The 12,505-nt window shown below is 45.5% G+C and carries 8 protein-coding genes; 5 read left to right on the forward strand and 3 right to left on the reverse strand.

Annotated elements, in window-relative coordinates:
- Positions 1–54: 54 nt before the first annotated feature.
- The 3 genes from EL84_RS19115 to EL84_RS19125 form a co-directional block, all read right to left on the reverse strand.
- On the reverse strand, positions 55–2,094 hold the full coding sequence (locus tag EL84_RS19115) for a serine hydrolase (RefSeq protein ID WP_053061536.1): 2,040 nt from the start codon (positions 2,092–2,094) through the stop codon (positions 55–57).
- Between the two features lie 309 nt (positions 2,095–2,403).
- Positions 2,404–2,988, reverse strand: coding sequence for an AAA family ATPase (locus EL84_RS19120; RefSeq protein WP_047842697.1), 585 nt, complete (start codon positions 2,986–2,988; stop codon positions 2,404–2,406).
- An 87-nt stretch (positions 2,989–3,075) separates the two neighbouring features.
- The gene (locus EL84_RS19125; RefSeq protein WP_047842698.1) at positions 3,076–4,881 is read right to left on the reverse strand and encodes an ABC transporter substrate-binding protein; all 1,806 of its coding nucleotides are present in this window, start codon (positions 4,879–4,881) and stop codon (positions 3,076–3,078) included.
- Positions 4,882–5,015: 134 nt separating this feature from the next.
- On the opposite strand from EL84_RS19125, the gene EL84_RS19130 reads away from it, so the two are divergent.
- The 5 genes from EL84_RS19130 (at position 5,016) to EL84_RS19150 (ending at position 12,310) form a co-directional block, all read left to right on the forward strand.
- Positions 5,016–6,635, forward strand: coding sequence for a DUF4153 domain-containing protein (locus EL84_RS19130; protein WP_047842699.1), 1,620 nt, complete (start codon positions 5,016–5,018; stop codon positions 6,633–6,635).
- A gap of 379 nt (positions 6,636–7,014) precedes the next feature.
- Positions 7,015–7,902, forward strand: a complete 888-nt coding sequence (gene yidC, locus EL84_RS19135; RefSeq protein ID WP_047842700.1) for a membrane protein insertase YidC — start codon at positions 7,015–7,017, stop codon at positions 7,900–7,902.
- A 287-nt stretch (positions 7,903–8,189) separates the two neighbouring features.
- Positions 8,190–10,157 carry an AraC family transcriptional regulator gene (locus EL84_RS19140; protein ID WP_047842701.1) on the forward strand — a complete coding sequence of 656 codons (1,968 nt, stop codon included), beginning with the start codon at positions 8,190–8,192 and terminating at the stop codon, positions 10,155–10,157.
- 117 nt (positions 10,158–10,274) lie between these two features.
- Entirely contained in the window at positions 10,275–11,300 is a 1,026-nt protein-coding gene (locus tag EL84_RS19145) for a FecCD family ABC transporter permease (protein ID WP_047842702.1), read from the forward strand.
- Positions 11,297–12,310 (forward strand): FecCD family ABC transporter permease, encoded by a 1,014-nt coding sequence (locus EL84_RS19150; RefSeq protein ID WP_047842703.1) that lies wholly within the window; start codon positions 11,297–11,299, stop codon positions 12,308–12,310. Before EL84_RS19145 ends, EL84_RS19150 begins: the two co-directional genes overlap by 4 nt.
- Positions 12,311–12,505: the final 195 nt, after the last annotated feature.

Genomic DNA, 12,505 nt, shown 5'->3' on the forward strand with positions numbered 1-12,505 from the left:
AGTGGAAAAACAAGCCATGTAGCAATGACATGGCTTGCCGAGCATCACTCTATGTTAATGTAGCAGAGTGCCTAACATTTTGTACATCAAAACTGATGATTCCTGCCTGAGCATAGGTTGCTTTGATCTATAATCCACAGCACCGGTGCTGGATACAGATACTTCCGGACCGTAGAGACCTAGAGCAACCACAAACTGGACACCTTCTTCAGCCCAACGATCCTGTGAACCGATGAGATCGGCAGCTACCGCAGGTGCACCAAGGAGTTGTTGTGCCGTTCTCGATATGATCACCGCGGCCTCTTGCCTTGTTATGGCTTGGTCAGGATGGAACAATCCACGGGTATTACCTTGCACAATACCCAGTTCAAGGGCTGTTTGAATGTAGGGGGCATAGGGACTTGATTGGGTATCTTTAAATTTTGGTGATTGAGCTGAAATGGACATCCCGCTTATACCCACAACCTGTGCTACAAACTCCCCACGACTTACAGGCTTCTCTGGTTCAAATAGGGATTGATCCTGTGGATACAGGCCAATCTGGGTTAAGCGATAGATGTAAGGAGCATAGGGATGGTCTTCTGGCACATCTTCATAAGGTCTGGCTTCTGGCAATTTCTCGGACCAGCTATCTGACTTGTTGTAATAGAAATATGTGATTTCACCTGACTGGTTTTTTTTGAAACCAGCGAGCTTGCCTTCCTCATCCATGAACAACATGTCCTTAACGGGGGTTAAGGTGTGAGTGCCATAAGCATCTATAACCTGAAGACCTTTCTCTGTTGCTGAAATATCATACAACCATGCAGGCAGGCGGATATCACGATATAGTCCCTCGTAGGAATGGAGTGAAGACTCGGGTACGCTATAATTGACATCTTGGACCTCATTATTCGGATAAAAATGATCCATAAATGCTTGGAAAAGCGCTTCTCGCACATCTGGTCCATCACTGTTGGAGACGATAAATAGTCCAGTCTTCTCGTTAGGTAACAGCCACAGATTGGAGTGGAATCCATCAAGATCGCCTGCTTTACTCACGACTTTACGTCCATGATTATACTGCGAATAGGTGGATTCGAATCCGTAACCTGTGCCAGGTATATCCGCGTGTATGGAGACATCCAACGTTTGCATCGCTTGGACGGATGACGGTTCTAGTATACGTGCACCCTGGTACGAACCTTGATTGAGCTGCGCAAGCATAAAGTGAGACATGTCCCGTCCAGTTGTAATTAATCCGCCCTCAGGGGAGCTGTCCGGTATATTGGGATATTGCGGAAGCTCCTGCCCTTCAGCGCCATAAGGAGTTGCGAGTTTACTCAGCGTGTCTTTGCTTAGTGTAAAATGGCTATCCGACATATCAAGAGGGTTGAATATATGCTGTTGTACATAAGTCTCAAACGGAAGTTTGGACTGTTTCTGAACAATGTAGCCCAAGAGTGCATAACCGTAGTTGTCGTAACGGAAAACTTCTCCTGGATTGCGAACAACGGACGGTTTGTTGTCTTGGATGAATTGCTGAAGCGGATAAGAACTTTCCAGTATTCTGTCTGTAGCTGCTACATCTGTGAAATCAAACCCGCTGGTGTGGGTCATCAGATGATCCAATGTTAACGCTGTTCCGGTATGGTTGGTCAGATGCAAAGCGTCTGTGTATGCGCTGATATCCTGATTAAGTTTTACTTTACCTTGCTCGGTCAATTGCATAATAGCGGTTGCTGTCAGCGTTTTGGAGATGGAGGCTACACGGAATAGAGTGGATTCGGCGTCGACGGGGATTTGTTTTTCCACATTGGCATAACCATATCCTTTATTCAACACGATCTGTTGATCGTGAACAACGGTGACTACGGCACCTTTCAGAGCAGACTTCACTTCAGGTTGGGCGAAGAATTGATTGATGAACGATTCAGTTTCCTGAGGGCTTACCTGAGGAAGAGGGAGACTGCTCTCTGCCGATACACTGGTTATTGTGGTGAAACTCAGAGATGCCACCAGGAGGATGTTGGCTACGGCACGTTTCCAATTAGGATTCGATTTGTAGCTGTGTTGTTGTTGTCGAGTTGGACATGTTGCTACATGAGATTTCATGAAATTCTCCTTTGAGTTGAGATATGTTTGTTCTCTTACATTTAAGTACATCTATAATCTATCAGTTCGAATGTAAGGGCGATTCCGTAGTACGCACTTATTACAGCAGGACTACCGCAAACCTTTTTGCGTGATCCCGCAATCGTGGAGGATGAAGAGTGAGTTTTGAATAATCTTGAATATATGAAAAGAGGTATTTGTCATGATGACCCAACGGGGGTCTCGACAAATACCTCTTTTTGTTTCGTCTTTTTATTTTCCATGCAAAGCGACATCGTGCAAAGGAATTGGGAAGTAGATTTTATAAAACTACTCGTACATCCGTCGTTCAAGTTCAGCATAGGCAATCGCAGGATCATCACTGGAATTATCAATATAAGCGACGGATGAAGCAGGGAGGGGCCAAGCTACTTCTTTACGGACGAGAGAAGCTGTGAAGGCATCCCAGTTGGCTAACTTCCATTCATCTAGTGGGGATTGTCTTGCTGAGATTCGTTTGTGATACAACGCTTCATTCTCAAGATAAATATAGGCTACACGCACATCCGTATCATCCAGGGTATGTCTAATTCGAGCGAGTTCCTGCTCGATCCAGTCAGGGGTACCGATTTCTTTGGTAAATGGCCCCACAACGATCGTATCGATACCCAACTGAACGTTATCCAGAGCGGCGTCCATCGTAATGCGGTACCCAAGATCACGGCACAACCTTTTGTATTCAGGCGAATCTCGGTCGGAAGGATCAAGTCCCTGAAGGGTCATGATCGCCTCAGCCGCGGGACGAAGCAGAATATCCATATCGAAGAAAGCAGCTTTATGTTTACGGGAAAGGGCTTTGGCTAGTGTGGTCTTGCCACTTCCGGCCCCACCGAGAAAGAAAATTAGTTTGCTCATGAATGTAATGCCTCCTTAGTATGGTGCAAGTGCGTGTAAGATGTGAGCTAATATCATTTGCTTATTTTAGCACAATCCATAACAATCTCACTTCATCACCTGCGAAGGAAACCAGATATGACGCAGGTTCACCCAGCCCTGGCTGTTGAAAGATAGACCACGTACTGAAGGCAGATAAGCCGTCTCTACCGGTTTTTCAGATAAATGGAACAGTAGGTTCTGGCTTACCAAGAATTGTTCAATGCGGTCTAATTCACGAGTTCGATCCGCAGCGATGGGAGAGGCGACGATGGTTTGCAAGATCTCATAGATCGTTATACGAGCAGAATCTTCCAGATGCTCAGACAACGTGGAGTAAAGATCGTATCTGCGCAGTTCTTCGTCCCTGTCCCGAATGAGAGAGAAGAGAATCAGATCAGATTCCAGCCGGAGATTTCCTTTGAACTGCTCCATCGTAGCAGTACGGACGGTACAGGAGAAACCGCACTGCTCCAGTATGGATGCCAGATTTTTAGCATCCCTGCGATATTGTGGAATGGTTGCAATGTGCAAGGAGATGGGACTGGAGGATACGGAACTTATCGATATATCGCTAAATCCCTCCGAGTGGACCTGGACTTTCTTGGTATTCACCGCACTAAAATCAGTCTCCACGACTTCAGAGTCATCTGCATGTCCGTCATCTCTATACATTCCAGCAAGGCATGACTGAAGGTGTGCTCTTACTTCCGGATCGTTTAACGGTCCGGTTTTTTGTGTATTACACGTGAGTAATTTATGAACCATTACACCTGCACTAATCTGTGTCCAGTCTGCACCCGCAGACGAAGACGGATTATGAAGAAGATGAAAGAACGGAGTTTCGATATCTTGGCTATCGTCCATTTTTGCCGAGGCACTCCACGGAATCTGCAGGATATCTACCCGGTCCATGTGTGCTCTACCCTGAAAATACGATGAAAAGGCTTCAAGTCTGCACAAGTGATCATCCCAAGCGGTGACCTTGAACGGTCCCGTCCCAACAGGTTTTTGCATCCCATGCACATCACCCGAATGCTTCAGCTTATGTTCGTTTGTTCCTGGTGAGGGTACAATCGCCGCACGACTTGTTGTCAGGAAGGACAAAAACAATTCATGAGGATTTTTGAGCTGGAAACACACGGTTAAGGAATCGACCGCTTCAATAGATAGAATCTGTTTACTTACATCACGGTACAGTGTCCGGCGATCTGTAGATTGCAGTCGTTCAAACGTATGCACTATATCATGGGCCGTCAACAACTGACCATCGTGAAATGTAATACCTTTTCGCAAATAAAAGATCCAGGTCTTTCGGTCTGCACTGACATCCCAGGTATGAGCGAGACATGGGAGGATCTCTCCCTGTTCACCCCGCTGAACCAACCCGTCAAAGACATGGCTGGTAACAAAGGATTCAGCTAATAGATTAATGAACAGCGGATCAAGGGCATGAAGCTGTTGGCGCAGGGGCAACCGAAGCGTATCAATCTGCTCATTATTGGTGCCGGCTTCCGTATGATGTCCTGAATACCCAAGCAACCACTGGTTTAGATGATCCTGCATGATTGTTGAACTGGAGAATGCGCTCACCTGCTCGGCAGCTTCCTGTAACTCCCGGCGATTCATGGCCTGCATCATATATTCTGCGGCGATTTGATCAGCCGGAACAAGCAAAGTCAGTGAAGAACGCCGACCCCGGCCACGCTGGGAAACCCAACGAATCCAATCATGGGCAACCATCTTTTTGACAATCGTTAACGTATTGCGGTGTGTACAATTTAGCAACTCAGCGAGATCGGCGAGTGTAAGTTCATGTTCTGTATGGTGACCGTAATGACGATGTAACAGCAGATATTGCTGATGTAATTTCAAGTGTTGATTCCCTCCTGGAGGTGAACTCTGACGTATTCCTCTAAAATAAGAAGTTTTGTCGATTTTAATTTCTATTTATATTCCTATTTTATCATCTAGAATATAGCATAGAAAGGTTAATGGAGGTTTTTCCCATGATTGATAAAATAATGGCTTCACCGCAACGCGCTCTAATCACGCTACTGTCTGCATGGATGCTGGCGATCATTCACCAGTATTTATTCTATGGTAATGAGATTGGCGTATCGTATCCTATCTTTGTAATTCTCTTTTATGTGTTCATGTATCTGTTTGCAAGGGATCGCATGAGGTCTTTCAAGTTCATTGATGCTTTTGTAGCGGCTGTAGTGCTATTGTTGTCGCTAACGTTTCTGTTATACGACAATGAACTGCTGTATGTTCTTAATTTTCTGGTCATACCTGGCGTAGTTATCTTACATATGACGTATCTGATGGGCAGAAAACAGAAGCAGTGGTGGGAGATTGGCTTGATTGGTACGGCTATTGACCACTTGCTACCTCAAGCCATACGTCATTGGGGGACTGTTGCTGCTATTGCTGTGAGAGCAGGCGGGCGTGGCATGGGCAAATCCCAGAAAACAGTTGTTTTCAAAGTACTCATTGGTCTTGTGGCGTCCTTGCCTATCCTCATTGTAGTCGTTGCATTACTGTCCTCTGCTGACGGGGTCTTTGATCAGTATTTAGCCGGTTTTCCGGAGTGGCTGAATCAATTGGCTTTTACTCCAGGGATACCAAGAATCATCTGGATTGTCATCGCAGGTGTATTGCTGTTCGGTTATGTATGGGGATTTGTACAGCCAATGCAATATGAGGCAGAGAAGAGAGCGAATGCACATTGGAAAAATGGAGCAGCATCCACGGTTGATAAGCGTGATCACACCTATATATTCTCTCCTGTGGACCCGGCCACTGAAGGTAAGGTTACCAATAAGATTACACCCGAGCCCGAACGCACTCCGGTTCAGCGGGAACCATTCAGATTGGACCCCATCATTGTGGGGACGATGTTGATTGTCATTAACTGTGTGTACGTTTTGTTTGTACTTGTACAGTTTTCGTATCTGTTTGGTGCAGGAGAGGGGCATCTTCCGGTAGATCTGTCTTACGCAGATTATGCGAGAAGTGGATTCGCAGAGTTAATTCTCGTCACAGGTATTAACTTCTTTATTCTTATTGTTGCTTTGCAGTATACCCGTTCGAGTGGCAAAACGGGTTCCATCGTGCATCAGGTACTTCTCTTGATTCTGGTCAGTTGTTCAGCAATTATGTTGTATTCCGCGTTTATGCGCCTGAATCTGTATGAGCAGGCATATGGATATACGTACATCCGCTTCCTGGTACACGCATTCATGATCTTCCTCGCACTCCTGTTGCTGATTGCTGGCCTTCGTATACGCTACACGTCAATACCGCTGATCCGCTGGTATATTGTGCTAGCGCTCACTGCATATGTTGCTGTCAACTATGTGGGCATGGATAAACGGATTGCCGAGCTGAATATTGAACGTTATCATCAGACTGGCAATATTGATGCAACCTATCTGGCGAGTCTATCGGCAGATGCAGTTCCGTTACTTCGTGAGTTTGCTCTGGAGGAGTATCCTGATCTCAAAAGGGAAATGCTGGAACGTCAAGCATATCTGGATATGGATACATCAGATCGTTCCTGGCCTTCTTATAACGTGGCAAGACACCGAGCTGAGCTAGAAATGTCCAAATTGAGAACGGAATAGCTGAATAGTCGTTGTTTTCACGTACGGATTTATGCAAAAACAATATGTAAGTGTTATAATATAAAAACTAACCTATAAAGGGGGTGAATCCCTTGTTTGAACTTCAGGAACTATTACCGTATTTATTCTCGATTGGACTCATCTTCACCGTCAGTTATGCCTATATCGCCCATCTTCACTGTGGCATGACAGAGTATTGGATGGAAGGTAGCGCCGGTGGTGGACTTGAACCAGTACTTCCCGCTTTGAGTTTGGACAGACAACACAGACAGGAAGTCTGGAGCCGCATGATCAGACGAAGAGGAGCGCCCGATGAAGATGATTCAGATTGTCATTCCTCGTTGAACGATTGGTCAACAAATCAACGAGGAGGATATATATGGAAGATAAGACTAACAAGGGATTCACTTTTACTTCGGGCAAGGGACGGATCTATGGCCTGATTGCCATTTTGTTTGCAGTCATGCTGCTTGCCGGATGCAGTAACAACGTGTCGGAGATTACTTCATCGACACCGGGATTTTTTAATCACTACATTGTATTTCCACTGTCGTACCTGATTCAGCACATCGCCACGATATTCAACGGAAGCTACGGGGTCGCGATTATTGTGATTACGCTAGTCATTCGTTTAGCACTGTTGCCCTTGATGATGCGTCAAGCCAAGTCCCAGCAGGGAACACGAGTCATCATGAACGCCATGAAACCCGAGATGGATGCGCTCAAGAAAAAATATGAAGGCAAAAATGATCCTGCTGATAAGCAAAAGCTGTCTCAGGAAACGATGGAGCTATACAAGAAACATAAGTTCAATCCGCTGAACATTGGTTGCTTGCCGATGCTCATTCAGTTGCCTATACTTTCAGGTATTTACACAGCCATCCGACTTACACCGGAGTTGTCCTCTCACTCGTTCCTGTGGTTCAAACTGGGAGCGCCGGACTACGTACTCGCTGTGGTGGTCGCGGTCATATATCTGATTCAAGCCAAGGTATCACAAGCCAATATGGCGCCTGAGCAGCGAAAACAGTTCGCCATTATGGGTTATCTCTCCCCATTGATGATGGCATTCTTTTCTCTTACAGCTCCGGCAGCGATGCCGCTCTACTGGACCGTTGGGGGTTCGTTCCTGGTACTACAGACATTATTGTTCCGTAAAATGTACCCGGTGGAACACCCACAGGAGCCTGTGGTTGTGGAAGTAAGTAAGAAAAAGAATAAAAAATCCAGCTCCGCCAAACCTTCTCGGAAACCTGCAAAGTCTTAATAAATTTGGTCGCAGGTGACAAGAGAAACATGGTGACTACGTAATCTTGTTGAATACAAAAAACATAATGAAGAAGCCTGATCCATATGGATCAGGCTTCTTTTTTGTACTATCAGGTGTTCCTTTTTAGTTTTTTACGAAAGCGGATGGAAAGCATAACGTCCACTGCCTGTTCCCCAATATCACTTAATGATATATACTTACCTGATCAAATATGATATTGATAATCAATATCAATTATTGAGTGATGTATACATTGGAAAAAGTGAAACGAGGAGTGCGGGTAGATGCAAGAGGAAGAAGCAAGACAGGGATTTACACCAGAGATGATTGATATGATGGCCAGTATCTGGGCACGTTCGATCATTACATTAATAGATGTACGCTTTCAGAATGTAGCGTCACAATACCCGTTGGAGCAATATAAAATGCCTAGTAGCATGTTTATCTATGCATATGGGGGAGAAGCGCAAATCCAACTGAATGAAACCACATTTGCAATGGAACGCTTCGGTTTAGTTCACGGCGGGAAGGGGAGCCTGCTCAGTATTACGCCTAAAGAGGAGATGGTGAAGACATTTATGGTGTTTTATAGAGCAGAATCACCTCTCTTTTTCAAGAAACATCTGCAACAATTACTGGAGCAAGTGAATCCATTTGTTCAACAGTTTGGTTATACGCCAAGTAATCCTATCTTGCTACGCGATTGGTTCCAACGGATGATGAATGGCTGGAAACGTGGCAAGGCGATGGATCAGCTACAGGCCAAAAGTTTTCTATATCAATTGATTCATGAGGTGTACAGGGATTTGGAGGGTGGTGAGATTCGGTATCTCCAGCCAGATCCAGCCTGTTCTGCCAAGATATATCTCGATAAACATTACAGGGAGCCGATTATGTTCCAACAAATTGCCGATATGTTTGGGATCAGTGGTGGACAATTGACGCGGTTGTTCAAAAAAAGGGAAGGGATGAACTTACAGGAGTATCTCATTCAGAGAAGGATTGAAGCAGCCTGTCATGACTTGAAACATACAGAAGCGACGGTTAAAGAAATCGCAACGGGAGCTGGTTTCACAGATGAGAAAAACCTGTTCCGCATGTTTAAGAAGCATTACAAGATGACGCCAAGTGATTATCGGAAAATAAACGCACTATCCATGCAGGTTGATGGTATTGATAATGATTCTCATCTCCCTTACGATGAGAGGGAACTAGCGAGTCTAGTCAAGTCTTATAGAGATGGGGAATCAACGATGTTTGGATCTTTAAGAAGTAAAGAAATGATTTTGGCGGCGGCGATAAGCATGATGCTGTTATTAACGGCATGTACGTCAGGGACGCCAGCGAATAATGGGGGAACGGCAAATACAACACCTGCGCAGACACAGCAAACGACACAACAGGAAGGGTCGGAGACAAAAGCTTCAGAAGCAGTCTCGCAGACCAGAACGATATCCACAGTTAAGGGTGATGTTGAGGTACCTGATAACCCTCAGCGAGTTGTAGTCGATTATTTGGTTGGTGATGTGGTAGCCCTAGGTGTAACTCCTTTAGGTGTGGCTAGAGCTGCACGGGGGGAGACAGAGCCTGTTTATGCTAACCAGATTACAGACTCCATAAAAGTAGCCATGGAGCCGGAAGATATCATGACGCTTGAGCCTGATCTTATCATTTTGGCATGGAGTGATGAGTCGTATGATGATTTATCCAAAATTGCCCCCACCATTTATGTTCCCTATGGTGATATGACTACAGAAGAGCGGATACAATTTATTAGCGATGTTTTGAACAAACAGGAAGAGGCTAAGGATGTTTTGAATGCTTATACCGGAAAAATCGAAGAAGCAAAGCTAGCCTTTCAGAATGCGGGCCTATCCGATGTGACGATTACGGTTGGAGAATTCAGTGATAAAAGTAACTACATAGCTGGAGCCAAACATGCCGTTGGCGAGCTTGTTTACGATGAACTTCAATTGCAGGCACCTTCAAAAGTCCAAACGGATATTATCGATGCAGATAAATATTGGGGCGATGTCTCCATGGAAGTATTACCCGCTTACTCTGGGGATTATATGATCTTCTTAGGAGATGGAACAGTTGCTGCTGATAATGCAGTGTGGAATGCCATACCTGCTGTGCAACATGATCGGATCGTAAAGGTGGATTCTTCGCTATCTTGGTCCACCGACGTAATGACTTCCAGTGCATTGATTGATTATATTGTTAGTCAATTGCTAGCATTAGCTAAATAAGAGTTAGAACGAAATTTTAATTGAGCACTCCAAATTTTCAAACATGACCAATCGAATTTATGGACGTTAATATCCATAATCGTTTGGATTGTCAATAGGTGATGAAAGGGAAACGAGATGAAAAGCAAGCCTGAACAAAAACGCCGTGGGGCGATGAACTTCACCATGTACATGGTAGTAGGGCTTGGATTAACGGTTCTCATGTCGGCGGCATCCATTATGTTTGGTGCTGCTGATATGAGGTTAGCAACGGTATGGGAGGCTATTTTCCGATTTGATCCAATGCTCACTGAACATCAAATTATTCAAACCATGCGTCTTCCGCGTACCGTAGCTGATCTGATCGTTGGGTGCAGCCTTGCGGTATGTGGCGCTATCATGCAGGGGACAACGCGTAATCCGCTGGCCGACTCCGGGCTGATGGGGATTAGCTCTGGCGCAGCATTTGCAATTGCACTATGCCTGGCCTTTCTGCCGGGTTATTCGTATTGGCAGATGATGTTGTTCGCTTGTCTGGGAGCAGCGATCGCCACCGGTATGACTTACTTTACCGCGTCACTGGGAAATCGCGGAATGACGCCTCAGCGGCTTGTACTGGCAGGTCTGTCTATTTCAATGTTGTTTGGCGCACTCAGTCAGTACTTGGCAATCAATTATGATTTGGGGCGAGCATTGACATTCTGGACGGCGGGTAGTACAGCGGGTGTCAAATGGGGAGAATTGCTGATTATCTCACCGCTCTTTGTTGGGGGTATACTGCTGGCACTGGCGCTGTCCCCTTCCGTTACATTGCTCAGTTTGGGAGATGATGTGGCAAGTGGACTCGGCATTCGTAGCGGACTGGTCAAGATTTTGTCGACAATTATTGTACTTGTACTGACTGGATTGGCTGTTGTTGTGGTTGGCCCGGTTGGTTTTGTGGGTCTGATCACCCCGCATATTGTGCGATATATGGTAGGTGTCGACTATCGATACATTATTCCGGCAGCGGCTTTATATGGTGCGTTACTGACCGTATCGGCTGATTTGGCTGGACGTTTGATCAATAAACCGTTCGAAACGCCGATTGCCATTATATTTTCTATCATTGGTGTGCCGTATTTTCTCTTCTTGGCTCGAAGACAAAGGAGGGAATATGAATGATCAAGCGGCGTTATACGATGAAACGAGGCATTATCATCAATGTAGTGCTTATGGTGCTCATCCTTGTGTTTGCGATCATTAGCATGAATTCTGGCAAAATGAATCTTTCACCGCTAGAAGTGCTGAACGTTCTCATAGGAACCGGTACCGATAAGCAAAATCTGATTGTGTTTGATTTTCGTTTGCCACGAATTGTACTTTCGATTTTGGTAGGTCTGGGAATGGGAGCGGCGGGGGTCGTGATGCAGAGTTTGCTGCGTAATGACATGGCTAGTCCGGGAACACTGGGAATTAGTTCGGGATCGGGTTTGTTTGTCCTGTTCTTCGTTGTATTCATTGCATCCACAGGCAAGAGTTCCTTTATTGCTCTGCCTTTGTTGGCTTTTGTTGGCGGACTATTGGCAGCGGGTTTGATCTTCTTATTATCGTATCGCCGCGGACGAGACATCTCGCCAATCGGTTTGATCTTGACTGGGGTCGCGTTAGGAAGCGGGTACGGGGCGCTGACGACCTTCTTGACACTCAAGCTGGATGATTCGCAGATGAACTTCATGCTGTATTGGCTGGCGGGGAGCCTATGGGGCGATGATTGGGGTTATATTTCCATACTGACACCATGGGTCTTGATCTTGCTCGGCTATATTTTTTACAAGGCTCGCATACTGAATGCCCTCCATTTGGGCAATCAGACAGCACAGGGGCTTGGTGTTTCCGTGAAGCGACAGTTCTTGGGGTTGTCAATCGCTGCTGTTGCTTTATCCTCTGGCAGTGTAGCTGTGGGAGGCAGCTTCTTTTTCGTTGGATTGATCGCTCCGCATATGGCCAGAAAACTGGTCGGTCCCGATCACAAATTGCTCATTCCGGCTGCCAGCTTGGCTGGGGGACTAGTCGTGGTGTTGGCTGACACGATTACGCGCACGGTTAGCCTCGTAGGAGATGTGCCGACAGGAATCGTTATTACAGTCATTAGTGTTCCGTATTTTCTTTATTTACTAGCAAAAGCCAAATAACACAATCAATGATATAGTCTGAATTTTTTTGTGGAAAACGGCTTGGCAGGACTGCGCGTTGCATTTTAAAGCAGAATGCAAGATAACAAAAGTTCAAACAACGAAGTTACCCTGTGTTACCGCTATGCTTCTTAATTAATAGCATATAGAAAAAGATGCCATTACGAGGATATCGTATTGGCATCTTTTGATTTT

The sequence above is a fragment of the Paenibacillus sp. VT-400 genome, from assembly GCF_001029205.1.
Taxonomy (GTDB): domain Bacteria; phylum Bacillota; class Bacilli; order Paenibacillales; family Paenibacillaceae; genus Paenibacillus; species Paenibacillus amylolyticus.

What these genes read in the sequence shown, in the direction of transcription:
- EL84_RS19115 (WP_053061536.1), bottom strand. Translation starts at nt 2,094, where the DNA reads ATGAAATCTCATGTAGCAACATGTCCAACTCGACAACAACAACACAGC.
- EL84_RS19150 (WP_047842703.1), top strand. Translation starts at nt 11,297, where the DNA reads ATGATCAAGCGGCGTTATACGATGAAACGAGGCATTATCATCAATGTA.
- EL84_RS19145 (WP_047842702.1), top strand. Translation starts at nt 10,275, where the DNA reads ATGAAAAGCAAGCCTGAACAAAAACGCCGTGGGGCGATGAACTTCACC.
- EL84_RS19140 (WP_047842701.1), top strand. Translation starts at nt 8,190, where the DNA reads ATGCAAGAGGAAGAAGCAAGACAGGGATTTACACCAGAGATGATTGAT.
- EL84_RS19130 (WP_047842699.1), top strand. Translation starts at nt 5,016, where the DNA reads ATGATTGATAAAATAATGGCTTCACCGCAACGCGCTCTAATCACGCTA.
- yidC (WP_047842700.1), top strand. Translation starts at nt 7,015, where the DNA reads ATGGAAGATAAGACTAACAAGGGATTCACTTTTACTTCGGGCAAGGGA.
- EL84_RS19120 (WP_047842697.1), bottom strand. Translation starts at nt 2,988, where the DNA reads ATGAGCAAACTAATTTTCTTTCTCGGTGGGGCCGGAAGTGGCAAGACC.